The sequence below is a fragment of the Bacillus sp. NTK074B genome (genome assembly GCF_017303375.1).
Taxonomy (GTDB): Bacteria; Bacillota; Bacilli; order Bacillales; family Bacillaceae_B; genus Rossellomorea.
This window is the reverse complement of the sequence record NZ_JAFKOH010000012.1, coordinates 39,523-64,727: the sequence shown is the minus strand read 5'-3', so window position 1 is coordinate 64,727 and position 25,205 is coordinate 39,523. Positions and strand designations below refer to the sequence as shown.

Genomic DNA, 25,205 nt, shown 5'->3' with positions numbered 1-25,205 from the left:
TGTGGATTATAGATTACAAGATGTTAATGCTACTATTTACCAGTCAGAGGGTTCTTACCTCTAGTCCTTTTTAAAATCCGAGCAAGATTTCTTGTCTCATGGTAAAGAAGTTCTTCCACCCGATTGAGGCTATCTTGGAGAGTCATGGGTCCGGTGGCGATGGAATGACAGCTTGTGAAATCTTTGTATAATTGTTCACATCCTTTTCCCAAGCTCCCTGAGATAAGTGATACGGGAGTGTGATGCTGATTTGCCATGGCTGCTACATAGGAAGGGAGTTTACCAAACAATGTTTGATCATCGCTCTGTCCTTCTCCAGTGAGAATCCAATCAGCCTTCCGAATGGCAGAGGGAAGATTGGAAGCCTCAGCAACAAGCTTTGCTCCCGATTCGATTGTTCCATTCAAATGAAGAAAGGCAAACCCAAGTCCTCCTGCTGCTCCGGCCCCCGGTATATCCCGAAAATTGATTCCTTTTTCCTCTTGAAGCAATTCGCTAAAGTGAAATAGCTGGTGATCAAGCACCTTCACCTGTTCCTTGGTGGCTCCTTTTTGGGGACCAAATACTGAAGAGGCCCCTGTTTCCCCGCATAAAGGATTTTCAACATCTGAGGCGATGTCGAAGGTACACTCGTTTACAAGGGGATGAAGTGTACCCCAGTCCACGTTGGAAACAAGCCCCATATCCTTCCCGAAGTACCCAGGAGAGAGTCCTTTTTCGTTATAGAAGGTTACGCCGAGAGCTTGAAGCATTCCGAATCCCCCATCATTTGTCGAGCTCCCGCCGAGAGCAATAATGAAGTTTCTGAATCCGTCATGAATGGCGCTGGTGATGACTTCTCCGATTCCATACGACGTTGTGTAGAAGGGATTCCGTCTTTCTATCGGCACCATTGGTAACCCGGCAATGGAAGCTATTTCAATAACAGCTGTTTTTTGATCCCCTAACACACCGTACTCTGTAGGGACTTTTTCTCCTAAAGGACCGGTTGCAATCGTTTTTACTTTCTTTCCTCCCGTAGCGTAAATTAAGGTGTCAAGCGTTCCTTCGCCACCATCTGCCATGGTGATGACAGTTGTTTGAAAATTTGAGGATTCATCCAGAAAGGCCTTGTTCATGATGGCTCCGACCTCGAGTGAACTTAAACTTCCTTTATATGAATCGGGGGCAATCAGAATATTCATAGTGGCTCCTTATGTGAAATGTATTATTTATTCATCAAGCAAATCTCCTGATATGCCTTCATTCTAGCATATGTTTTCTTTCTGCCTGTACGGGTATAGTTTACTATACAAAGGAGGTTACCTTTATGAAACGATTAATCGGAAGACTGATCAAATGGGGACCTATCATTTACCCGTTTTATAAGAAGTATCGGAATAAGAGGAGACAGAAGAAATCCATGACGTATTAAGAGGACAGCCAGCATTGGCTGTTTTTTTATGTCATCTTAGAACAAAATGAAAAACCCCTGGAATCCAGGGGTTTTTAGTATTCTTAATGAGATGTTCTTCTCATCCCTCTTAGTAGTAAGCTTAATAGGAATACGAAGATGATCGCTCCAATCAATGCCGGGATGATAGCGATTCCTGCAAGGTCCGGACCGAAGCTTCCAAGAAGTTCCCCGCCGATCCAGGCACCGATGATACCGGCGATGATGTTTCCGATGATTCCACCAGGAACGTTTTTACCTAATATAAGACCTGCTAACCAACCGATGATTCCACCAACAATTAAGTACAAGATGATACCCATTTTTTCTTACCTCCATTTAGTGTTTTTTTATGATGTTATAAGTTAATTTCCCCTTTTTTCAAAAGTCAAAACCTAATATGTTGTCACTTGAAAAATTTTCTGCAGGATATACATCGCATATTTAAAAGCCGGCAATTTATCCTGATATTTTTCATAGTCAAGGGTGTATGTCCCGTTCTTGTTATTCCATATCCGGTCGAAATAGTCGTCGATTTCCTTCATGGTTTCGCTGTCTGAAGGGGCCGTCAGTTTCAGGTTTTCCTCAAGATTATAATCATCCATATTCCGGGACGTATAGTTACCAGATCCCCCGATGACGGTGCTTTGATCTTTCCCTTTTACATAAATGAATTTCGTATGATATTGCTCTTTATTCGTGTTATACCACCGGATGGTAATATGTTCGTTCTCCAGTTTATGAAGCTCGGCGGCAATGGGGAGATTCGGAAGTCCGATTTTCTCTTGTCCGAAGGCATTTTGATTCGGGTCCAACACCAATCGTATGTCTACTTTCCGCTCAGCCGCGTCTTCTATCGCATCGATAATGTCCCGATCGGCGAGGTAGAACATACCGATCCAGACTTCGTCGCCTTTTTTGGCATCATCTAGAGCCTTTACCACGCCTTTTTGTATTTCCCTTTCCGTCAGGAGCTGAGCCTTTACAGACGATTTACTTGGCGGAAGGTCTTTGATGGAATCATTGACCTCTTCTTCAGTAGGGAATGCATCAGGATTTCCACCTGAAAAAGCCGCCACTGCCTTTTCGGCTTTGACCATATCGCGGAGGATAGCCCCTTTTACCTTGAACGCGATATTGGAGTGAAATCCGCTCGCATCATGGGGGTTGGCCGACAGGACGAGCCCTGCGTCTTCCGTGATGACGACTTTTCGATGATTGGCTTTCACATTTAATAGTTTTAAATAGGATCTCATCGTGACCTTTGGTGCGGAAGGGGCCATCGGGTTGGGCAGCCAGCCATAGCCGTCCTGTCCAAACCATCCTAAAGCGGTTCTCCATACGCCGGAATATAAGAGATTTGGATCTCTTAGACGATTCAAATCGGTAAAGACGACTTCAGCTCCAAGCTTTTCCAATGGCTCGATTTGCTTCGCTTCGTGCGAACCGTATGTCCTATTGACGACATCACTTATAAACACCACTTTCAAATCGGGCTTCTTTTTCATTTGTTCTTTAATCTTCCTGGATAAGGTTTCACTGATTTTAGGATAATCACGATCCCCTTTTGTATATCCATTTACTAAGAATAAGTCCAAAATAAGGAAGTCATCTGCTTCTTCAATGGTTTGATAGACTTCATCAAAGATCGATTGATCATATTGTTCTTTCCCATCCTTCTGATAGGTCAGGTCGTATAAGAATTCTACGTCCTTGTCAGGTATGGTATAGGTGTCGCCGGCATAAGATATCCCTGGTGGCAGGGGCTTTATGCGGTTGTATATCATGACAGCCGTCAGGATTAAAATGATGGCCCCACCGATCAACCAGCCTTTCTTCTTATACCACTTCTTCTTTGTCTTCAAATGAATTCCCCTGTTCTACTGTTTTTTCTTACTATACCCTTAATGGCATGAGGGGAATCCACATAGATGGAGATCTGGTGTGAAAGTCAAAAAAAAATCCAGGCAGAAAAATCTGCCTGGACCCCTAACCTACGATTGACGAACATGTCTGCGATATAAAAGTAAGAGTAAGAGAGACACCGTCATGAGTCCGATCAGAACCAGGAAAGTGTTCTGGAATGAGCTCACCGGGAAATCCGCTCCTCCCATCTCCACGATGATTCCGCCAAGGACAGAACCGGATGCGCTCCCGACATAGTGGATCAGCTGCTTCATCCCAATCCCCGAGGCAGTCAATTCCTTGCTCATGACGCGGGACACTTCGTTTGTCGAGCTTGAAGAAAGACTGGAAAATCCGAAGCTTGTAAACATATAGGCTAACATGATCATATATTCACTGTGCGGTGATAAGAGATAAAAAAGGACAGTTGAAACGATAAGAAGAATATGAGCGAGAAACAACACTCTGATATTCCCGTATCGGTCGATCAGTCTTCCTACAAATATGGCTGCGACGGCAGACAGCATCGCACCAGGGAAGATGATGAATCCGACAGCCGTCGGATTCTTGCCGAATACATGCTGAAGCATGAGGGGCATGACGATCAAGATGGCGAAATGGGTGACAAAGCCAAGGAAGCTCATATAGAGAATCTGACGGTAGCCTTTATCCCGAATCAAGCTCGGTTGAATAAAGGGGATCTCAATCTTATGGATCCGAATCCACAAGCCACCGAAGAAAACCGCGGCACCTGCGAAATAGTACCAATGAAACGTCGAGATGAATAGCAGGAAGAAGGTGATTCCGATTCCTGTCAGGAAACCTCCCCATACATCGAAGTATCCCTTTCTCGTCGTCTCATTTGGTAGAAAGCGGTACAATACGGGGATCATCCCAAGTACGCATAATGTAATCAGAAATAAATAATTCCAACTCAGGTAATCCGTGATGACGCCTCCCACAACGGGCCCCAACCCAAATCCAAGAGAAGATGCAGAAGCAATCATCGCAAGAGCACGGCCACGCCTTTCTAACGGGACAAAACGTCCGGCAAACACCATGGATAGACCTGGAATGGCTGCTGCCCCAGCCGCTTGAAACAAACGGGAAAGCAATAACCATGGGAACGTATTGGCAAAGAAGCCCGTTAATGAGGCTGTGCCGAAGATGGTGATCCCAATGATGAGCAACCGCTTGATCGGGATGTAGTCAGCCAAGCGGGTGTACGTAATGGTACAAATGGCAAGGACGATGGAATACCCCGATACGATCCACGCCCCTTCAGAAGGAGCTAACGAAAAATCGTTCAGTACATTCGGAAGGGCTACATTGAACATGGTCGTATTCATGACCACGAGCCAAATCGTCAAACTCAGATAAAGAATCGTCTTTGTATGTGAAGGAGATGCTTGAGCATGTTGTTCACCAGTCATTTTTGACCACCTCCATGATAGATATTGATGCCCGAAGTACTATACCATAAACAAAGACGTACTGAAAATGAATGTGCCTTCGTTCGAGTGGGTTTGTAGAGGTTTAAGATCACGGAAATGGTCTATTATATAAGGAGAATCTGTTAGGGGGATAAGTATGTCAAATCATACAATAAAAGCTTTCGTGTTCGATGCGTATGGCACGTTATTCGATGTCCATTCCGTCATAGAAAAATGTAATGAACTCTTTCCCGATAAAGGGGAGGAAATCAGTCAGGTGTGGCGTCAGAAACAATTGGAATATAGCTTTCTCCGTCAGCTGATGGGAACGTATACGACATTTTACTCTATCACCAGGGATGCCCTGCATTACGCATGTGTCCATGTGGGAGTCGACCTTTCCGATTCCAAAGAGAAGGAATTGATGGATGCTTACCTGGAATTAACTCATTATGAGGAAGTAGAGAGTGTACTCGGGGAACTGAAATCTTATCAAACAGCCATCTTCTCAAATGGTTCCCTTGATATGCTTTCACCACTGGTAGAGCAGTCTTCATTCAGTCACCTGTTGGATGAGGTGTTGACAGTGGATGAAGTCAAGCAGTTTAAGCCGACCCCGATGGCTTATCAGCTTGTCCTTAAGAAGCTTGGCGTCAAAAGGGAGGAAGTCTTGTTTATGTCTTCAAACCCATGGGATATTGCTGGAGCCGCCAACTTTGGGTTCAATACGGCTTGGATCAACCGCCAGGATAAGGTGATGGACGAACTTGGCGTAAAGCCTGATTTTGTTTATGAGGACCTAAACGGAATACTGGAACATAAGAGCTAACTGAAAGGGACTGATCCCTCTCATTTTTAATAGGCCAGACCAACCGATTTGTCTACGTTTTTCTCTTGAACGATGCTTTCCAGTAGGAAATGAGCGACGTCGGCCCTGCCGATTTTTCGTCCCTTAGCCGGGACAGAGGCGGCATCTTGACGGTAGTTCTTTGACAGGGGTTCGGTTGTCAGCTGCATAGGTCTTGCAATGGTATAACGAACGTGATGCTTCTTTATTTCCTCCACCGCATTTCTATGATCCTTTAACACATTCCGCAGGATAAACTGGGCAAGCTTTCCCTGGAGACCGGGTATTTCTTTGTGAATCCCTGCAGATGCTACGTATGCAATTCGCTCAGTGTGATGGGTATTCATGGCGGTCAGGATATTTTTTGTCATTTCGGTAAGGACGGCTGTTTCCTTCAATCCATCCGAACCGAGACAGGATATGACGGCTTCCTGTCCCGCTAATGCTCCTTCTACTTGTTTTGCGTTTAAAGCATCCCCCTGAATAATGGTTAATAGTGGATCGTCAGCATGTAGTTTAGATGGATCTCTTACAAAAGCTGTGACGTCATGTCCCTCTGTCAATGCTTGCTTGATGACCTCTTTGCCTGTGCCGCCGGTTGCTCCGAATACGATTATCTTCAAGAATCTTCCCCTCCCTTTCTGTTATTATTCATTGTATAGTACAGTTAGATCATTAGACTAGTTATTCATTTTAGATTTTTGTAGGAATGTGAACAATGAATATCGAAAACTACTACATACTCATTAGGGAGGAAGAACATGACTGAAAAGTTGATTCCGGTATCTGGCGTAGATGTAGATTCTAAAACAAAATGTAAGCATTATAGAACGCAGAAGGATATTATCGCCATTAAATTTAAATGCTGTAATACCTATTATCCTTGTCATACATGCCATGAAGAAATCGCTGATCATCATCCCGTTCTATGGTCCCCGGAGGAATGGAATACGAAAGCGGTTCTTTGCGGAGAATGCAAGAATGAGTTAACCATTTTACAATATATGAATTGTCAATCAGTCTGCCCTCATTGCAACTCTTCCTTCAACCCTGGGTGTCAAAGTCATTATCACCTGTATTTTCAAGGGTGAGATTGTTCAGTGACAATCGAGAGAAGGGTATGTTTCACGTGAAACGAAAGGAATGATGAAATGGAGAAAGCAACGTTTGCCGGTGGCTGCTTTTGGTGTATGGTGGAACCCTTTGAGAATCAAGAAGGTATTGAGGCGATCGTTTCCGGGTATACGGGAGGGAATTCAGAAGATCCCTCCTATAAAGAGGTGACATCAGGCTCCACAGGGCATTATGAAGCGGTGCAGATTACGTTTGATCCTGTTTTATTTTTATATGAGAAACTCCTTGATCTTTACTGGAAACAAATTGATCCCACCGATCCCGACGGGCAGTTTAAAGATCGGGGAAGTTCATATCGTACGGCCATTTTTTATCATAATGACACTCAAAAAAGGCTGGCGGAAATATCTAAGGAAGAATTAGAGAGAAGTGGATTATTTGGTGATCCCATTGTGACAGAAATCCTGCCTGCCAGCGCGTTTTATCGAGCGGAAGAATATCACCAGGAATTCCACAAGAAAAACGCTTTTCGGTATGCTTTGTATAAGCGCAGCAGAGAAGATTTTTTAAAGAAGTATTGGCCCAAAGACCGGTCTTATCTAAAAGGACAGCTGACGGACCTGCAATATTTCGTGACACAGGAAGATGGAACCGAACCACCTTACGAAAATGAGTACTGGGATAACAAGGAAGAAGGGTTATATGTGGATATCGTGTCAGGGGAACCGCTATTCACTTCAAAAGATCAGTATGACAGTGGCTGTGGCTGGCCGAGTTTTACAAAGCCGGTCATGGATGCAAGCGTCAACGAACGATACGATCTCTCTCATCGTTCGACCCGGATGGAAGTCAGGAGCAGGGAAGCAGATTCTCATCTTGGCCATGTATTCACGGACGGCCCGGGTCCCAAAGGGCTTCGCTACTGTATCAACTCCGCTTCGTTGCGGTTTATTCCGAAAGAAAGGCTTGAAGAAGAAGGGTATGGAGATTTTCTAATCCTATTCCATCGTAAGTCAAAGAAATAAAAGTCTATTAATTGTCATTTATCAATCGTTCTAAATCCCTTACAGGATGTCATCCATTTCACTGACATCCTGTAAGGGATTTTTTGGTTTATGGCGTCCTCTGAGCCCCTAACCCTTTAGAAATACAAAATATTCCTAAAATTATAATTAGGCAAGGAAAGGTCAGGATCTTGAAGATTTGTACGAGATTAAGTGGATTACATACGATTAGTGTACGATTATAGCAATTCTTGACCGTGTTATGGTAAATAAGCACCAAAAAATAACAGAAAAGAGGGATTTTATGAAGAAATCAACGCAAAAGATTGGAAAGCTTGGTTTAGCACTTGTAATGGGGGCAGGGATTTTTACTGTCTCAAGTATGACGTACGCGTCTAACGACAATGTAGGTTTCAGTTTTTCCTTGAAACCAAACTATGGTAATAGTTACTCGGCTTCAAGGTACCGTCAAACATCAGACTCTACAAATAAGTGGAAAGTCAACTTGACTTACTCATCGGAAGGGTCAGGTACATATGCAACTTTCTGGTTGGATAAGAGCGGTACGAGAGTTTCAGATGTACACGATGTAAAACAAGGTTCGGGAGCACATTATTATAATGCCTATGGTACTGCAAACGAAAACTATGTAAGACTTGGTGCAGAGAATAACAATCCATCAGCGAACTCATATTCCATCAGCGGTTATTGGGACGAAGAAACAAACTAAATAAAAATGAGCAAAAGTGATCGTTCGTATCACTTTTGTTTCCTTTTTAAGCTTTCACGAGAAAAGAATAATAGAATTGAGTGATACACAGTGTTCAAGAGTCATATTCATCGAATTGCCATTAACAAAAAAAGTATATTAGCTCTTCTTCTCATTCTCACTATACCCATGTTGGAAATCATGCAGTTGTTACATTATCAGAGCAACTCGGAAATGGTCTTTCATCCGGCATTCGCATTTTTTTTGTCTGCCTCCAGCATAGGACATGCTCCACAAATCATCCTATTTTGGTTTTTACCCATTTATTTTCTTCTTTTGGGCAGTGATGATGCCATACAAGATAAAAAGACGGGTTACCGGAATATCCTCATTAGCAAGATTGGAAAAAGAAACTATTACCTTGAAAAATTAGGAACGTCTTTTATTATTTCTTTCACGGTAATGGCTGTTTCTTTATTCCTTAATTTCATTTTAGTATCGTTCATTTTCAGAAAAGGAACATTTTCCAAAGGGATATTAGAAATGGACCAGGAAGCGGGTACACTCATGAGTTTCAGTGCTGACCATCCGTATTCCGCCGTTCTCCTTTTCACCGTTATAACATGTGTGTTTGCCGGTTCTGCGGGGCTATTGGGTGCCAGTATGAGTCTGTTTTTTCAGGACGCTAAGTATGTGTATCCTGCTTCATTCTTTATTTGGTTTTTATTTGTATTGAGGGAGAATTCCATCGTGTATTTATTTCAGCCCTTTGCTGAGTATGATTGGAATGTCCTGTTACCGATTTTATATATTGCATTAGTGGTCTTTATCATGATTCCAATTATAGTGAGTATCTTGGGGATAAAATACCATGAGGACTAAACGATTATTAATCCTCGTATGTTTGGGTCTGTTTTTCGCGGTCATATGGTTCTATCAAAGTAAGAATATTTTAGGTTTATCTTTCGTGAAATCTGCTAATTTAAACATTTATGATGAGATTGTCCTCCTGAATAATAGTGCTTTCGGCTATAGTTCCATTCAGGCCTATGCTCTGTTCTATGTAGCTCCGTTTCTCATTGTGTTCCAGTTATTCTTTCTGTCTGATCGTGCAGAAAGTATAGTAAGAAATCATTCACGTGATCATATCTTTAGAGAAAGGTTTGGAAAGATATTACTTACGTCACTTTTGTTTTCTCTGGGACATACTATGGTGAATCTTATACTGACTTATCTCTATGTTGAAACCAGTGTACTTCATGAACTGAACTTCTTTCAGGTGGCTTTATTTAACACCGTTGGCATTTTCTTTTTTTATTCGTTCATTGGTCTTCTATACGGATTGATCAACGATCGAATCGGTTCCAGGGGCCTTTCATTATTTATTACGGTTATACTTGTTGGAGTGCTGTTCTTTGTGGAAAAGTTATTCTTAAGCCAGACCGGAGCATTACTAAAAGATCTGGTTATTTACACGAAATTCCTTCAAAATGAGTGGGGCATAAGGGAGTTATTGTATACATATGTAAGGCAGTTGCTGTTCATCGGATTTATCTATTTTATAGGATCGTTTGTTTTTGTTAGAAAGGATATTTACTAATGATAGAGAGAAAATGGTTCTTTCTATTTGTCATGGTCACCATCTTGATGCAGACAATATTTATCAATAAATTTAATCTGCTTTACTCCGACTACCCATTTCTCGACGGAGTCCCGGCTACCCCATCTGAGTCATTGAATTATCGATATCTATTGAATTGGTATCTTCCTATTATAAGTATGAGCTTCTTCTTTACAGGTTATCTAAAAGATACTATTCATACCTATGGACCTTCTTTCTTTATAAGAAGCTACAGTAAACCTAAATGGGTTATGAAAAGATTATTCTACATGGCTGTTATTTTGAGTATCTTTGTCTTGTTTCAATGGATGCTTTCTATTGTAACCATCCGGGAATGGACTTTCCCTGCTTTTGCACTACTTGCTTACTTTCTGACTCTGTACCTATTGTTTTCTATGCAATTATTATTGGAGCTCTATCTCAAATCCGAAATTGCTCAACTAGTAATTAATATTTACATCGTATTTTCAATTTTGGTATCAAGTCATTTAGATTCCACTATACTCGGAGAAGGCAGTCACTACTTTTTCGTTCCCCTTTATGGAATGGGCTTTAGAAACGGACTGTCAGATATTATTCAATTCCAGACACATGACATCCATTTATTCAGCGGTGTTGTCATTCTCATGGTCCTCCTCCTTGGGATTGCGTGGATTTCTATGAAGAAAGTTAAAAAAATGGATCTATTAAGATGAGGTGTTAAACATGATTAAACTATCAGGTGTAAGCAAAACGATAAAAAAGACTACTGTGTTGAATAACATCAATTATGAATTTGAACCGGGGAGGATATATGGGCTGTTTGGCAAGAATGGTTCAGGGAAAACCATGCTTCTGCGTTCCATTGCGGGATTGATTATCCCTACGGAAGGAGAAATCAAAATTGGTCAAAAGGTCTTGCATAAGGACGTTTCTTTCCCTCCGAGCATTGGAATCATTATTGAAAATATGGAGTTACTCCCTCAATATGATGCTTTTACAAACTTACTCATTCTATCTAAAATCAAGAATATAGCCACGAAGGAAGATATAGAACAAGCGATCATCAAGGTTGGCTTGGATCCTTCATCAACATTAAAAGTGAAAAAGTTTTCCCTTGGTATGCGTCAACGACTCAATATTGCGCAAGCTATTTTTGAAAAGCCGGATATCCTTTTATTAGACGAGCCAACGAATGCTATAGACGATGATGGGGTTACGTTGATACACCGGGTAATAGAAGAGCAAAAAGAGCGCGGTGCTGTGGTGATCATTGCCAGCCATCATAAAGAAGATATCGAGCCCCTTTGTGACTATTCACTAAAAATGAATGATGGTCTCATTCAAGAAATATGAAATCGTACAAAAGAATTGTATTTTTAATAATTGTATCCGTGTCAGTGGTCTTTACCGGATATCCATATGTTCAGTCGTGGATGGGTGATCACAATGATAAGGCCACAGAAATCGAACTTGATAGAGGGGTTTATACTGTCGGAGACGAAATTGAGCCTGGTTTTTATGATATCATTTCTCAGAATGACCACATACAGTTTATGCAGAGAGAACTGTCCAAGGGTGACAAAGTGCTTGGCATTAAACTGCATGTTGACGAAAAGATTTCTGTCCAGGGAAAGGGGGCTGTTACATTAGTACCAGCATCTTTTGACAAAATCGAGAGTACTAAGGGTAATGAATATGTTATTACTCATTCTGGATTTTATGATATCGGGAAGCAGTTGCCGGAGGGGGAGTATCAACTCAGCTATTCATCAGAGACTGACTACAAGGAACAACCATTGGTGCAGATATTGAAACCAAATGGAGATATTCTCCATTCTTATTATTTTGATGGAGAAGAACAGTACACCATTCATTTAAAAGAAGAGAATACGCTAGAAGTGAATAAATTTCTATTCACTGAAGCTCAAAATGTTGAGGTAAAGCTAAAATTAATCCAATAGCCACCTCCCTTTAATTGGGTGTAGGAGGAATACAAGTTTAAAAAAAACAAGTAATCAAAAGCGGTTAAAAAACAGCTTTTAATTACTCGTTTCTGTGACTTGTTACTCCTGTATGCGGTTCTTCTTAGGATTTTCCTGTCCTGTCGTGAATTCCACCAGTTCAGAACTTGTGCGATTTCCCTTTTTGGCATTGGTATTGCTTTGAGCATTGCGGTTTCCTTTTTTCGTACGGCCCATTCAGAATCCCTCCCAAAATAGTAGCTCATTGTTAGTGTGGGGAGAAAACAGGGAAATATTCTTACGCATTGCGACAAAATATGTCAAATATCCTTATCGTTCTGTTTATTTCCCGGGCTATATTCGACAAACCTGATGAAGGTCCGTCCCTCAATCGTTTAGTTCGAATTTTTCAAGCGGTTTTTTGGCTGGCCCTTCGATGACTTCTCCGTCTATGGAGAAGCGGGAGCCGTGACAAGGGCAGTCCCAGGTGTGGTCTCCGTGATTCCATTCCGTTTCGCAGCCCAGGTGGGTACAGGTGGTATCCACGATGTGGAGCTTCCCAGATTCATCTCTAAAGCCACCGCATCGGCGACCATTTAAGTTGACGACATCACCTTCCCCTTTATTCAAATCTTCGGGCTTTCTGGCTGGGATGTGCAATTTCCCTTTAATGAGCTCGCCAGCCACATTCAGATTCTCTTTAAAGAAATGTTTAATACTTGGATCCGCTACAAACCTGGAAGGCGAGTACACGTCAGCGTAGATGTGATGATTTCCCAGGATCTGATCGGAAAGAATCTGTCCTGCAAGAGTACCGGAAGTCATACCCCATTTGTTAAAGCCTGTAGCGACAAATATGCCCGGATGTTTTTCCGTCAGTTTACCGATGTAGGGTACTTTATCCAGGGTGATTAGGTCCTGTGCCGACCAGCGATAACGGACTTCCTCTACACCGACCACTTCCTCAGCGAATGCCTGTAATGCCTTGTAGTGCTCCATCGTATCTTTACCCTGTCCGGTTTTATGTTTATCCCCGCCGATGAGGATGAGCTTTTCCCCATTTTCATCTTCTTCGTAACGCAAAGAACGGGTAGGGTCATCTGCACTTATATACATTCCACCCGGGTAATCCTTTTTGGCCTTCACACCGAGAATATACGAGCGCTCTGCATGCATCTTCGTGTAGTAAAATCCCATTCCATCATAAAAGGGGAAGTGAGAGCTAATGACCACGTATTCACTGTCGAGGTGATAACCGTCTTCTGTCACCACCTGCGTGCTGTCTCCTTCATTGATGGTCTTTGCCTTCGTTCCTTCAAATATCTGCCCGCCCATCCCAGTATACGAATCAATCAGGGCCTTCAGGTATTTCAATGGATGGAACTGAGCCTGGTTCTTCATCACCAATGCGTTTTTGATGGGTAGGTCGAGGGGGATGTTCTCCATGATCGCCCCATTGATCCCGAGCTTTTGATAAGCCTCATATTCCTTTTGGACCTTGCCTGCATAGTGATCAGTCGTTGCATACACGTAAGCATCTTGTTCTGAAAAATGACACTCGATATGTTCATTTGTAATCGTGTCCTGGATAAACTGCATTGCTTTCGTTTGAGACAGGTAATACTTCTTTGCGAATTCTTCTCCGAAATGCTGGATGAGTTCCTCGTAGATCAGTCCATGCTGGGCGGATATTTTCGCCGTTGTATGTCCCGTCGTACCGTTCAATAGCTGGTCAGCGTCGATGAGCGCTACCTTCTTGCCGCCTTTTGCCAGAAGGTACGCAGTGGTGATACCGGCTATCCCTCCTCCGACTACGGTCACATCCACTTTCACATTCTGATCAAGTTTTTTAAACAGTGGAAGCTTAGTACTCTCCCTCCAATAGGGCTCAGGTGTTTCGGAAAAAGCATTATGATGTTGTGAGTCCATTTGAACGCTCCTTTCCCATTCTAGTCCTTACCATTTTCTCCTGAAAATCAGAAAAAATAAGTGCTGAAAGTAAAAAAAGACTGACCCCTTTAATAGAGTCAGTCTCACTCTTCTATGCATTTTGTGGCACACGTCCATATTTTTCGGCGGAATCAACGGTCTGTTTTAACAACATGGAAATCGTTACAGGACCTACTCCACCAGGAACCGGTGTGATGGCACCGGCTTTTTCATAGCAAGCCTCGTAATCGATATCCCCGACGTTCCCTTTGTTGTACCCTGCATCCAGAACAACGGCACCTTCTTTGATCCAATCTCCTTGAATGAAATTCGGTTTACCGACTGCCGCGACGACAAGATCGGCAGATGCAAGAATGGCAGGCAGGTTTTCTGTATAAGAATGGCATGTTGTCACTGTAGCGTTACGATTCAATAACATCATGGAAACAGGCTTTCCAAGAATCGGGCTTCTTCCAACCACGACAGCGTGTTTTCCTTCAAGAGCAACATCATAGTAATCGATGATACTCATGATCGCCGCAGGGGTGCAGGAAGGGTACTCACCGAATCCCAACGAATTTTGACCAAACCCGTGGCTTGTGACCCCATCCACGTCCTTTTCAATGGAAATCGCTTCAAAGGCAGCACGTTCGTCAATGTGGTGGGGGACGGGATGCTGCAATAGGATCCCGTGAACGGAAGTGTCATCATTCAGCTCCTGAATCATGTCCAGGAGTTCATTGGTTGTCGTTTCATTAGGAAGGTGGATTCGTCGTGACTCCATTCCGATTTTCGCACACGCATTCCCTTTCATCTTTACATACGTCGCAGAAGATGGATCATCTCCAACGAGTACGGTTGCGAGACATGGAGTGATGCCCTTCTCCTTTAATCCCCCGACTCTCGATTTCAGGCTTTCCTTGACCTCAGATGCAACAAGTTTACCGTCTAATACTAGTGGTTCCACTGCTATCCCTCCTGATTATAGTAAAAAAAGACAAGGGTGTCCCCTTGCCTTCTGCCCAGGCGAACGGCTAATGGCTAAATAAAGTAAGATTCGCAGCTCCCTTGTGGTTGATTCCACATTTTCGCCAGTCACTGCCTGATTTATTTTCAAATTCATTATAACACGAATATAAAGTGATTTTCCAGTATTAATGTTCGTGTTTTTATAAGACGTACATCAAAAGGCTGAGAGCGTGCTACATCTAATTTTCTAGAGTATCCGACTCCTTATAGACGATTTGCCGGCTTCGTCTTTTTCATAAAATGTGAGTAACAAGAACAATGAAAGGGGTATGGAAAATGTTTGAGAACAAAGTAGTCATGATTACAGGTGCTTCAAAAGGATTGGGGAAGGCCCTTGCCAAGAAGTTCGCGGAAGGAGGCGCAAAAGTGGCCATCTGTGCGCGAAACCCCGGGCCGCTTAAGGAAGTGGAAAAAGAATTGAGAATGTTGGGGACGGAAGTGATCGCTTTACAGGCGGATGTTTCTAATGCCCGGGATGTTGATCGTTTTGTGTCGGTAACGGAGGAAGCGTGGGGAAGCGTCGATGTGTTGTTCAATAATGCATCAGTATTTGGACCGGGACCTCGTCTATTGGCAGATTATCCCGAGGAAGCATTCCTTGAAGTGGTAAGAATCAATACGCTGAACCCTTTTTTAGTCACGAAGAGGGTACTTCCGGGCATGATGAGCAGAGGGAGTGGTTCAATCGTGAATCTCACGTCAGAAGCGGGTCGAACAGGCTTTGCAGAGTGGGGGGCGTATGGCATTTCGAAATTTGCAGTTGAAGGCCTGACTGGGACGTGGGCGGATGAGCTGGGGGATACAGGAGTAAGGGTGAATATGGTGGACCCGGGGGAGATGGATACAGAGATGCACGACAGAGCAGTCCCGGATTGTGATTATTTCCTTGCAGATCCACAGGATCACCTTGATGTGTTTCTGTACTTGGCGTCCCATGCTTCGAAGGGAGAAAACGGAAAGCGGTTTGAAGCTCAGGAATTCGAGTGGAAGCGGGGTGGCGGTCATGAATGAATCGGCGCATGCATTCCATATCCCATCCCGGTTGAACGCCACGACCCCAATCGAGCTTCAAGGGTTGGAGAGAGATGATGTAAAGCTGATGGTGTTGAACCGGGAAACCGGCAAGTGTGATCATTCAACCTTTAAAAGGCTGCCTGATTTTCTGAATGAGGGAGATGTGCTTGTTTTGAATAATAGCAGGACCCTTCCCGCGTCCCTCAAAGGAAAACAGGGAAATCGGAATGTCGAAGTCCGACTCTCCCGTAGAAGAGCAGAAGGCACGTGGGACGCCCTTATCCTCGGAGACTTCCATCAGGCAGGGGAACACATCGGGTTTCCGCAAGGGGTAACGGGCCGCGTGAAGGGGGAAGGAAGTGAAAGACCGCTTGTACAATTGGAATTTGACAGGAGTGGCAGTGAGCTGATGGATTTCATCTTCAAGTACGGGGAGCCGGTCCGTTATGAGTATATTCATGACCCGTGGCCCCTTGATTTTTATCAGAACGTCTATGGGTCGGTTCCAGGTTCCGTTGAGATGGCTTCTGCCGGAAGAGCCTTTACATGGAGGTTGTTGAAAGACTTACAGGATAAAGGCGTAGGGATTGTGTTCATACAGCTTCACGCCGGCTTGAGCTACTATGGAAGTGACCAGTGGCCACACCCCAAGTACCATCCGGAAGACTATCTTGTCGGTTCTGAAGCAGTAAATGAAATCCTTCGTGCCAAGAATCGGGGGAAGAAACTCGTCGCAGTGGGTACGACGGTCGTTCGCGCTCTTGAAACGGTGATGAATGAATATGGAAAGCTTCAGCCTGCTGAAGGAGTAACGAATCTTTATCTTTCCGGTGACACCCCCCTCCGCATCGTGGACGGACTCATTACAGGGCTTCACGAACCACAAGCGAGTCATTTGGATCTCTTAAAGGCGTTCATTTCTGAGGAAAGATTGAAGGATGCCTATCAGACAGCCCTTGATAAAAACTATAAATGGCATGAGTTCGGTGATATGAACCTCATTTTGTAAGGAGATAGAAGGTGAAACTACATCATATCGGGATTAACGTGAAGAACTTACAGACATCGAAGGAATTCTACCAAACGTATTTCGGCTATGAAGAAGAGCTGAAGTTCAGATGGGGGAGTGAAAACATCCTTTTTCTTCGGTCCTGATGGAGAGATCGTTGAGTTGGTGGAAGGGTAGCGGTCGAGTATTCTTGTTTTGTTGGTTTTTGAGAGGAGCATTGTGTGGAATCCAGCTGATTTGGCAAATAATCGAGCCGATTTTCGTGTTAATCCAGCGGGTTATCCCGATAATTCAGCTGATTTCAGTAAAAAACCAGCCAAAAAGGTGAAAAATCCAGCCGGTTAACAAAATATGTAAAACATCAAAAGGGACAGTCTCTATCCCTACCAACCCCATAGGTTTTATGAAATTTTTTTACCTCTGATTCTGTGATACAGTTATCCGGGTAATAAATGAACTGACTATGGTGTAGGAAGGGATTTTCATGAATAGAGAAAAAATGTTACGCTGGTCGTTTTTCTTTATCGGCTTACTTGTGCTGTCGTTTGGCATCAGTTTGACCATCAAAGGGAAAGACCTTGGAATCGGTCCCTGGGATGTGTTTCATTATGGGTTGTTCAAGCAGCTCGGCTTGACCATCGGGACATGGTCCATCATTGTGGGCTTTATCATCCTGTTTGTGACGGGTGTTGGAACAAAGTCATTTCCTAAAGCCGGTGCCTTTATCAATATGCTGTTAATTGGAATTTTCATAGATTTATTCAATTTTGTTTTGCCCGACCCTCATTCTCTCGTTGCTCAAGCTGTCGTGTTTGCCATGGGGATCGTGGTGATCGGATATGGGATCGGTTTATATGTATCAGCAGATCTTGGAGCAGGCCCGAGGGACAGCCTTATGCTGCTGGTAGTGGAGAAAACTGGCTGGAAGGTTCAATGGGTACGGAATGGAATGGAAATCATCGTATTCTTTTTCGGTTGGTTACTCGGCGGTCCTGTCGGGGTCGGAACTGTGATCATTGCATTGGGACTCGGATCCATCGTCGGATTCTCACTGCCTCAAAGCAAAAAGCTCCTCCACTCTCTCATAGAGCGGCAGGTGACGAAAAGAGACAACTCCTTAGCGAACTAAGGGTTGTCTTTTTTCGTTAATAAGGGCTCTATTCGTAAAAAAGGTCAATCAGTTTTTGCTAACGAGAGAGGGGAACTGCTTGGCTTGCAGCTACCGTTCAGCCGAGCCTCTTCAGTAAAATTGCACTTCTAGGTATCGACGCTCCAGTTTTCCGTAGGAGTCTACGCAGTTTCCCTCACCTCATAGTACTTGAAGATCAAGGTCGATTTTATTTTAGCGATAATTATTCTCTTCAATCTATTAAAAAGATGAGGTTTGGAATAAGGAAATAATTTTTCCTTTTGTTATTGTTAAATATACCTATATTGTTGATTCTCGCTGCAGGTGCCCGACTCCTGCGGGAAACGCTGGACAGCACGCTTATGACCTCGAGGGGCTAGCCGCCGTAGCTGGACAGCACGAAAAGCGGAGGCGGCTCGTTCAGCCCCGACAAGCAAAAGATGAATGGGCTAAGAAGGCGTTCTTTTGCCTTCTTGGACCATTTAGCTTATGACCTCGAGGGGCTAGCCGCCGTAGCTGGACAGGTGAGATCCCGCAGGCTGAGGAGGCTCACCGCCAGCCCCGCGGAAAGCGAGCACCTGGAGAGGAAATCAACCGCTACTTGCTTCATCAATAAGCAACAATGTTTACGAATACTCCTTTTATAAAAGGTTTTTCATCCCATCATCAAGAAGTATGAAAGAGAGATTCAGAATGGGGATGGTCGTGAAATGAAAGAGCTTGTAGACTACTGTACTTTCTGCCAAAAGCCCCTCTACTGCTTGGACGGTTTCTTTAACGGGGTTCACTTGGAGGGGGGAAAAAGCTGCTGCTTTGAATGTGAAGAACGAAGACAAGAGGAGGAGACTGTAAATGAACCATGAATATGCGGATAAACTGATTATCCTTTTAAAAAAGAATCAAAACAGTGAAAACCAAAAAGCCATGGAAGCCTATATGAGAAATCAATTCACTTTCTTTGGCATCAAGACTCCGGAGCGGAATGCCTTATTGAGGGATTTTCTTAAGGAAAATGGCAAACCATCCATTGAAGAACTCCCCGACATTGTCCGTTCTCTATGGACTATGCCTCAAAGAGAATGTCAATACGTCGCGCTTGGTCTCATTGATAAAAGAGCAAGGGATTTAACAAAAGGGCATCTCCCTCTTTTGGAAGAGTTGATCGTGACGAAATCCTGGTGGGATACGATTGATCATATCGGTCCGAATCACGTAGGGAAGATCTATCAGACCGAAGAAGACGATACATACTTAGAGAAATGGATCCAATCAGATAACATATGGTTGAACCGAATCGCCATCCTGTTTCAATTAAAGTACAAGGAAATAACGGATGAAGACCGTCTCTTTCGGTACATATTAATGCATAATCAATCGAAGGAGTTCTTTATACAGAAAGCCATCGGCTGGGCTCTCAGGGAATACTCCAAAACGGCTCCAGAAGCCGTAAAGGATTTCATTGCAAGAGAAAAGCTTTCCCCCCTCAGTGCACGGGAAGGGTTAAAGCATTTGAATCGCAAAGCAGTGAAGAAATAGCCGGAAATCAGGCGGGCGTCCATACAAAGATATGAGAAAATTCCTATTTATTGTGCAGGTATTCACCCCGCCCGTCATCTAGGATAAAGTAAAGAAAGATAAATGCGAGAGGGGCATACAGACATGAATTGGAATGATTGCATCGAGAGAACGAATACTCACTCTGTGAAATGGTCGTTTCCTGATGGGGATGTGATCCCTATGTGTATTGCAGACATGGACTTTCAAGTTTCATCGGCCATTGTGGACGCACTGAACAAGAAAGCTCAGCATGGTATATACGGCTATACTACGTTCAGCGACCGATACTTTGAATCCATCATTTCTTGGTGGAAGAGACGCTTCGGCATGGATATAGACAAAGAGTGGATCAGCTTCAGTCCGGGTATCATCCCGGGAATCAATGTGCTGCTGAGTGTATTGACGGAGCCTGGGGACAGCGTCATTATTCAAGATCCCGTTTATTATCCTTTCTATAGCACGATCGAACATCATCGGTGTAACGTGATAACGAATACTCTGCTATATGAGGATGGAGTGTATTCGATCGATTTCGAGGATCTTGAAGAAAAGGCAAGCCTCTCAAGGGCCAAGGTCCTTATACTGTGCAGCCCGCATAACCCTGTCGGCCGCGTATGGACGAGGGAAGAACTGACGAAAATCGGCGCTATCGCCAAACGACATGATGTATGGATCATCTCTGATGAAATGCACGGAGATCTGGTATATGAGGGGTATGAGCATATTCCCCTTTTTAAACATAATGAGAGCCTGCATGAAAGAAGCATCCTGTGTGCCGCTCCCAGCAAAACCTTTAACATTGCAGGTCTTCAAACCTCGATCCTTCTTATACCAAACAAAGACTTAAGAGAGAAATATCAGGATAAGCTTACGGGATTCGGATTGATGAGGCCCAATGTATTTGGCATTGAAGGAACCATCGCCGCCTATGAGGAAGGGGAGCCCTGGCTCAATGAGCTCTTGATGGTGCTGGAGGAGAATAAGCAGTACGTACAGAACTACCTGGAGCTGCATATTCCGGAGCTTAAAGCCATCCAGCCCCAGGCTACACATCTGATTTGGATCGACTGCACAGAATTAGGAATGAAAAATGAAGAACTTTGCAGGTTCTTCTTAGAAAAAGCCAGAGTCAAATTCGATGAAGGCTTCAAATTCGGAAAAACCGGACAAGCTTTCGTAAGAATGAACATCGCCTGTCCCAAAGAGCGAGTCGACCTGGCCCTAAGAAGGATGCACGAAGCGATCCTTGAGTACAGGGTTGATCGAAAAGTGATAAAATGATGCATATGGATGAACAGAAGTGATTGACGGCTTTTGTTCATCCTTTTTCATTAGGCACTTTGTGTGTCATTTGAAAATTTTACCTATTACCATTCGAAAATGGTGGGATGTGAAATTAGGTTTAATGCTTTCTCTGTAAATGGGTGTAAATCAAGCTTTCCGAAATTTTTTGAAGTAATGCTTTTACTTTAGTGAAGAACTTATACATAGCCTGTTGATTGTAGCGGAAAGCGAGCACCTCTCGCTGTAATCAACCAGCACCTCGCCTCATCAAAAACTATCCTTTTGTTAAAATGCTTTTTTCACTTAAAGGGTACACTACTATTAAGGCAAAACAATTAAGATTACTTTTGTCCATCACGAAAAAACATGTTAAACTAAAAAATAGAAAAAACCTCAACAAACACAAAGAATCAACTGATAAATATTGTATTTTTGGAATGGACATTTGTTTTTAAAACGCTTACATAACGGGAGGACGAGTACATGACAAGCAAGACATTAGATCACTTTTTACAAGAAAACCTGGAAGATTTAAGATCACGCGGTTTGTATAATGAAATCGATCCATTGCAAGGGGCAAATGGACCGATGATCACGGTGAATGGCCAAAAACTCGTAAATCTTTCTTCTAATAACTATCTGGGACTTGCGACAGATGAACGTCTTAAAAAGGTAGCGATTGAAGCGGTGAAAGAATACGGGGTTGGAGCCGGTGCCGTGCGTACGATCAATGGTACCCTTGACCTACATGTGAAGCTTGAGGAAAAGCTTGCGAAATTCAAAGGAACAGAAGCGGCGATTGCGTATCAATCCGGTTTCAATTGTAATATGGCAGCCATTTCAGCGGTAATGGACAAACATGATGCCATCCTCTCCGATGAATTGAATCACGCATCCATCATTGACGGCTGCCGTCTTTCAAAAGCCAAGATCATCCGCTTTGGTCACTCTGACATGGAAGATCTTCGTGCAAAGGCAAAAGAGGCTAAGGAATCCGGTCAGTACAACAAAATCATGATCATCACGGACGGTGTATTCTCAATGGACGGGGATGTATGTAAGCTTCCAGAAATCGTAGAGATCGCCGAAGAATTCGATATCATGACGTATGTAGACGATGCCCATGGTTCAGGTGTCCTTGGAAAGGGTGCAGGGACGGTCAAGCACTTTGGTCTGTCTGATAAAGTAGACTTCCAAATGGGTACGTTATCGAAAGCCATCGGAGTGGTCGGTGGGTATGTAGCAGGTACGAAAAACCTGATTGATTGGTTGAAAGTCCGCTCCCGTCCGTTCTTATTCTCAACTTCTTTGACTCCGGCAGATGTGACGGCTTGTACGGAAGCACTTGATCTCATCATGAATTCGACTGAACTTCAGGATAATATGTGGGAAAACAGCCGTTATCTGAAAGAAGAACTGACGAACCTCGGCTTTGATATCGGAAACAGCGAAACACCGATCACGCCTGTCATCATCGGGGAAGAGCAGGCGACGCAGAATTTCAGTAAACGTCTGTTTGAAGAAGGGGTTTATGCGAAATCCATCGTGTTCCCAACCGTACCAAGAGGAACCGGACGTGTCAGAAACATGCCTTCGGCTGCCCATACGAAGGAAATGCTTGACCAAGCCATTGCAGCGTACGAGAAAGTCGGAAAAGAAATGGGAATTATTTAAGAAAACAGCATAGGGTCTGGCACACAGTCAGCCCTATCTTTTTATGATATCACCAAAGGGAAATGCAGGAGGAAAGACGATGAAAAAGATTCTAGTAACGGGTGCCCTGGGACAAATCGGTTCTGAGCTCACCAACAAACTGCGCGACGTATACGGTTCGGATAATGTCATCGCTACAGATATCCGCGAAACGGACAGTCCGGTCGTGAAAAATGGACCATTTGAGCAACTTGACGTCACCAACGGAGAGAAGATGTTCGATATTGCTAAAACGAATCATGTGGATACAGTGATTCATTTAGCCGCCTTACTATCTGCCACTGCAGAAGCGAAACCGCTGCTTGCATGGAATTTAAACATGGGAGGACTTGTAAATGCTCTTGAAACGGCAAGAGAATTGGATTGTCAGTTCTTTACCCCGAGTTCAATCGGAGCATTCGGTCCATCGACACCTAAGGACTCCACTCCTCAGGACACGATCATGCGTCCGACGACCATGTACGGAGTAAACAAAGTATCAGGCGAGCTTCTTTCAGACTACTACTTCACGAAATTTGGGGTGGATACAAGAGGGCTTCGTTTCCCCGGCCTGATTTCGTATGAAACCCTTCCAGGCGGCGGGACGACGGATTATGCTGTTGAAATCTACTACGAGGCCATTAAGAACAATCGGTATACGTCCTATATCGGTGATGGAACCTACATGGATATGATGTATATGCCGGACGCCCTCAATGCCATCATCGACCTGATGGAAGCGGACGGTTCCAATCTCGAGCACCGTAATTCCTTCAATGTATCGGCCATGAGCGTGGCACCTGAAGATATTGCGGAGGCAATCCGCGTACACCAGCCGGACTTTAGCCTCGATTACAATGTAGATCCCGTTCGTCAAAGCATCGCCGAGAGCTGGCCAAATGCCATCGATTCAAGTGCTGCCAAGAACGAATGGAATTTCAAGGTGGAATACGATTTAGGCAAAATGACGGCGGATATGCTGGATAAACTAAAAACAAAGTAATAGTAAAAGTCCCTGTGAAATCATTCATGGGGATTTTTTATGTGAAAGAGTAATCGATGACTCCTGCTGAAAATGCGACAAAAAATGACAACAACTCATAGGGAAATGGTATACTTCAATTAATAGAAAAAGAAAAAAAGTTCAGTTGTGTAAAAATTCAGAAATGAATGGTTTCTACCAAATCGGATGGTGGTACATGTGAACTATATGAACCTAATCTTTTGATCCTGTTGTACCGTTTAATGTAATGACTGTATGAGTGAGAGGCTGGTGACTTAGATGGCAGAGAGAATGAATGGCAAAAAACAGATATTTAATAAGTTAATCATGATACTTATGGCTCTTTCCATATTCCAGGTCATCGCCATACTCATACTTGACTCTCCATGGGACGCAATCGCCTCGCTCCTTTTGATGTGCATCTTAGTAGCGGTTCTCCTCCTTCTTTCAAAAGAGGGAAATCGGTTCATGACCAGACACCAAAAGCTGTTGGAAGAAGAGAATCAACTATCCACCCTTTTTCATTCCCTCCCGGATTTTGTCTGCTTCAAGGATGGTGAGGGACGCTGGCTGAAGGTCAATCAATTTGGTCGCAGGCTGTATAATCTGGAGGATGTCGATTATGTGGGCAAGACGGACAAGGAGCTAGGTGAACTTGTACCGTTTTTCAAAGATGCCTTCGAGTATTGCATTGACTCTGATGAAGAGTCATGGAAAGCGGAACAAGTGACACGGTGTGAAGAAGGATTCTATCTTCCAAACGGGGAGTTTAAAACCTTCGATGTCATTAAAGTCCCATTATTCTACCGGAATCATGAGAGAAAGGGACTGGTCATCATCGGCAGGGATATTTCCCAGCAGAAGATCGCCGAAGAAATGCTGTTACGAAAAGAAAAGCTCTCCGTGGTGGGAGAACTTGCAGCAGGGATTGCACATGAAATCAGGAATCCCCTCACAAGCATTAAAGGATTCATTCAGTTATTGGAAGAAAACGAGCATGTATCCGGTCATTACCTTACCGTCATGTCCTCCGAGATGGACCGGATCAATCAAATTGTCGGGGAGCTGCTTATTTTATCCAAACCTCAAATGAGGGAATACCAGTCCTTTGACATGAGTGAAGTACTGAGATATGTGGTCAAGGTCATGGGGCATGAAGCACTTCTGAAGGGGATTACGCTGAATATCAAGCTTCCTTCATCCCCGATCACTGTGTTCGGCGATAAGAATCAATGCATACAAGTGTTCATCAACATTATTAAAAATGCGATTGAATCCATGGATGAAGGAGAAATCGACGTCGATTGGAAACTCCGGAATCAGTCAGTTCACGTGATTATCACGGATCAGGGCTCAGGAATTCCCTCGGATCGATTAAAAAGACTTGGGGAGCCGTTCTTTACATTGAAAGAAAAGGGAATGGGACTCGGCCTCACCATCAGTCAGAAAATCATCGAAGATCATAAAGGAACGCTCCACATTGAGTCAGAAGTGAATAAGGGAACGAAAGTGGAAGTCACGGTTCCTGTGGAAGGATAATCCTGCACCCCTTAATAAGAAAACCCGTGTCCGAATTTCGGACACGGGTTTT

General features: G+C 43.7%; 26 protein-coding genes and 1 riboswitch. Of the genes, 18 read left to right on the top strand and 8 right to left on the bottom strand.

Going from position 1 to position 25,205, the window contains the following annotated elements; all coding sequences use genetic code 11:
* Positions 1 to 32 precede the first annotated feature (32 nt).
* The 4 genes from JI667_RS18065 to JI667_RS18050 all read right to left on the bottom strand — a co-directional run bounded on the left by JI667_RS18065 (position 33) and on the right by JI667_RS18050 (position 4,770).
* A complete protein-coding gene (locus JI667_RS18065) occupies positions 33 to 1,184 on the bottom strand; it encodes a glycerate kinase (protein ID WP_206857641.1) in 1,152 nt (383 codons plus the stop codon).
* Between the two features lie 313 nt (positions 1,185 to 1,497).
* Complete coding sequence (locus tag JI667_RS18060) at positions 1,498 to 1,755, bottom strand: GlsB/YeaQ/YmgE family stress response membrane protein (protein ID WP_206857640.1); 258 nt, start codon at positions 1,753 to 1,755, stop codon at positions 1,498 to 1,500.
* 72 nt (positions 1,756 to 1,827) lie between these two features.
* Positions 1,828 to 3,297: a phospholipase D family protein gene (locus JI667_RS18055; RefSeq protein ID WP_244668384.1), complete on the bottom strand. Its 1,470-nt coding sequence runs from the start codon at positions 3,295 to 3,297 to the stop codon at positions 1,828 to 1,830.
* 129 nt (positions 3,298 to 3,426) lie between these two features.
* The gene (locus tag JI667_RS18050) at positions 3,427 to 4,770 is read right to left on the bottom strand and encodes an MFS transporter (RefSeq protein ID WP_206857638.1); all 1,344 of its coding nucleotides are present in this window, start codon (positions 4,768 to 4,770) and stop codon (positions 3,427 to 3,429) included.
* Positions 4,771 to 4,927: 157 nt separating this feature from the next.
* Here JI667_RS18050 and JI667_RS18045 point away from each other — a divergent pair, with 157 nt between their 5' ends.
* Positions 4,928 to 5,599, top strand: coding sequence for a haloacid dehalogenase type II (locus JI667_RS18045; protein ID WP_206857637.1), 672 nt, complete (start codon positions 4,928 to 4,930; stop codon positions 5,597 to 5,599).
* Between the two features lie 26 nt (positions 5,600 to 5,625).
* Here JI667_RS18045 and JI667_RS18040 read toward each other — a convergent pair whose 3' ends face one another.
* Positions 5,626 to 6,240: an NAD(P)-binding oxidoreductase gene (locus JI667_RS18040; protein WP_206857635.1), complete on the bottom strand. Its 615-nt coding sequence runs from the start codon at positions 6,238 to 6,240 to the stop codon at positions 5,626 to 5,628.
* Positions 6,241 to 6,378: 138 nt separating this feature from the next.
* Here JI667_RS18040 and JI667_RS18035 point away from each other — a divergent pair, with 138 nt between their 5' ends.
* The 8 genes from JI667_RS18035 to JI667_RS18000 all read left to right on the top strand — a co-directional run bounded on the left by JI667_RS18035 (position 6,379) and on the right by JI667_RS18000 (position 11,968).
* Positions 6,379 to 6,708, top strand: coding sequence for a CHY zinc finger protein (locus JI667_RS18035; RefSeq protein WP_206857633.1), 330 nt, complete (start codon positions 6,379 to 6,381; stop codon positions 6,706 to 6,708).
* A gap of 60 nt (positions 6,709 to 6,768) precedes the next feature.
* Positions 6,769 to 7,716 carry a peptide-methionine (R)-S-oxide reductase MsrB gene (gene msrB / locus JI667_RS18030; RefSeq protein ID WP_206857631.1) on the top strand — a complete coding sequence of 316 codons (948 nt, stop codon included), beginning with the start codon at positions 6,769 to 6,771 and terminating at the stop codon, positions 7,714 to 7,716.
* A 283-nt stretch (positions 7,717 to 7,999) separates the two neighbouring features.
* Positions 8,000 to 8,425: a DUF2712 domain-containing protein gene (locus JI667_RS18025; RefSeq protein ID WP_206857630.1), complete on the top strand. Its 426-nt coding sequence runs from the start codon at positions 8,000 to 8,002 to the stop codon at positions 8,423 to 8,425.
* Positions 8,426 to 8,515: 90 nt separating this feature from the next.
* A complete protein-coding gene (locus JI667_RS18020) occupies positions 8,516 to 9,286 on the top strand; it encodes a DUF2705 family protein (protein WP_368077918.1) in 771 nt (256 codons plus the stop codon).
* Entirely contained in the window at positions 9,276 to 10,004 is a 729-nt protein-coding gene (locus JI667_RS18015) for a WxPxxD family membrane protein (RefSeq protein ID WP_206857629.1), read from the top strand. The genes JI667_RS18020 and JI667_RS18015 overlap by 11 nt, the downstream gene beginning before the upstream one ends.
* A complete protein-coding gene (locus JI667_RS18010; protein WP_206857628.1) occupies positions 10,004 to 10,720 on the top strand; it encodes a DUF2705 family protein in 717 nt (238 codons plus the stop codon). Before JI667_RS18015 ends, JI667_RS18010 begins: the two co-directional genes overlap by 1 nt.
* A 10-nt stretch (positions 10,721 to 10,730) precedes the next feature.
* The gene (locus JI667_RS18005) at positions 10,731 to 11,360 is read left to right on the top strand and encodes an ATP-binding cassette domain-containing protein (protein WP_206857627.1); all 630 of its coding nucleotides are present in this window, start codon (positions 10,731 to 10,733) and stop codon (positions 11,358 to 11,360) included.
* Positions 11,357 to 11,968: a hypothetical protein gene (locus JI667_RS18000; RefSeq protein ID WP_206857626.1), complete on the top strand. Its 612-nt coding sequence runs from the start codon at positions 11,357 to 11,359 to the stop codon at positions 11,966 to 11,968. Before JI667_RS18005 ends, JI667_RS18000 begins: the two co-directional genes overlap by 4 nt.
* A 102-nt stretch (positions 11,969 to 12,070) precedes the next feature.
* Here the strand turns inward: JI667_RS18000 and JI667_RS23010 are convergent, their stop codons facing one another.
* From JI667_RS23010 to JI667_RS17990, 3 genes are all read right to left on the bottom strand, one after another.
* The gene (locus JI667_RS23010) at positions 12,071 to 12,205 is read right to left on the bottom strand and encodes a hypothetical protein (protein WP_280515512.1); all 135 of its coding nucleotides are present in this window, start codon (positions 12,203 to 12,205) and stop codon (positions 12,071 to 12,073) included.
* Between the two features lie 150 nt (positions 12,206 to 12,355).
* Positions 12,356 to 13,897: an FAD-dependent oxidoreductase gene (locus JI667_RS17995; RefSeq protein ID WP_206857625.1), complete on the bottom strand. Its 1,542-nt coding sequence runs from the start codon at positions 13,895 to 13,897 to the stop codon at positions 12,356 to 12,358.
* A 112-nt stretch (positions 13,898 to 14,009) separates the two neighbouring features.
* A complete protein-coding gene (locus tag JI667_RS17990; protein WP_414635248.1) occupies positions 14,010 to 14,864 on the bottom strand; it encodes a bifunctional 5,10-methylenetetrahydrofolate dehydrogenase/5,10-methenyltetrahydrofolate cyclohydrolase in 855 nt (284 codons plus the stop codon).
* Between the two features lie 46 nt (positions 14,865 to 14,910).
* A riboswitch (ZMP/ZTP riboswitch) is annotated at positions 14,911 to 15,006 on the bottom strand.
* 196 nt (positions 15,007 to 15,202) lie between these two features.
* Between JI667_RS17990 and JI667_RS17985 the strand changes: the two genes are divergently transcribed.
* The 9 genes from JI667_RS17985 (at position 15,203) to JI667_RS17945 (ending at position 25,153) form a co-directional block, all read left to right on the top strand.
* Positions 15,203 to 15,937: an SDR family NAD(P)-dependent oxidoreductase gene (locus JI667_RS17985; protein WP_206857624.1), complete on the top strand. Its 735-nt coding sequence runs from the start codon at positions 15,203 to 15,205 to the stop codon at positions 15,935 to 15,937.
* Positions 15,930 to 16,949, top strand: a complete 1,020-nt coding sequence (locus JI667_RS17980) for an S-adenosylmethionine:tRNA ribosyltransferase-isomerase (RefSeq protein ID WP_206857623.1) — start codon at positions 15,930 to 15,932, stop codon at positions 16,947 to 16,949. The genes JI667_RS17985 and JI667_RS17980 overlap by 8 nt, the downstream gene beginning before the upstream one ends.
* An 11-nt stretch (positions 16,950 to 16,960) precedes the next feature.
* Positions 16,961 to 17,095, top strand: coding sequence for a VOC family protein (locus tag JI667_RS17975; protein ID WP_206857621.1), 135 nt, complete (start codon positions 16,961 to 16,963; stop codon positions 17,093 to 17,095).
* Between the two features lie 338 nt (positions 17,096 to 17,433).
* Positions 17,434 to 18,078, top strand: a complete 645-nt coding sequence (locus JI667_RS17970) for a YczE/YyaS/YitT family protein (protein WP_206857619.1) — start codon at positions 17,434 to 17,436, stop codon at positions 18,076 to 18,078.
* An 852-nt stretch (positions 18,079 to 18,930) separates the two neighbouring features.
* A complete protein-coding gene (locus JI667_RS17965; protein WP_206857617.1) occupies positions 18,931 to 19,614 on the top strand; it encodes a DNA alkylation repair protein in 684 nt (227 codons plus the stop codon).
* Positions 19,615 to 19,737: 123 nt separating this feature from the next.
* Positions 19,738 to 20,916 carry a MalY/PatB family protein gene (locus tag JI667_RS17960; RefSeq protein ID WP_206857615.1) on the top strand — a complete coding sequence of 393 codons (1,179 nt, stop codon included), beginning with the start codon at positions 19,738 to 19,740 and terminating at the stop codon, positions 20,914 to 20,916.
* Between the two features lie 486 nt (positions 20,917 to 21,402).
* On the top strand, positions 21,403 to 22,593 hold the full coding sequence (locus JI667_RS17955; protein ID WP_206857614.1) for a glycine C-acetyltransferase: 1,191 nt from the start codon (positions 21,403 to 21,405) through the stop codon (positions 22,591 to 22,593).
* A 79-nt stretch (positions 22,594 to 22,672) separates the two neighbouring features.
* A complete protein-coding gene (locus JI667_RS17950; protein WP_206857613.1) occupies positions 22,673 to 23,614 on the top strand; it encodes an L-threonine 3-dehydrogenase in 942 nt (313 codons plus the stop codon).
* Between the two features lie 291 nt (positions 23,615 to 23,905).
* Positions 23,906 to 25,153: an ATP-binding protein gene (locus JI667_RS17945; protein WP_206857612.1), complete on the top strand. Its 1,248-nt coding sequence runs from the start codon at positions 23,906 to 23,908 to the stop codon at positions 25,151 to 25,153.
* The last annotated feature ends 52 nt before the right edge of the window (positions 25,154 to 25,205 follow it).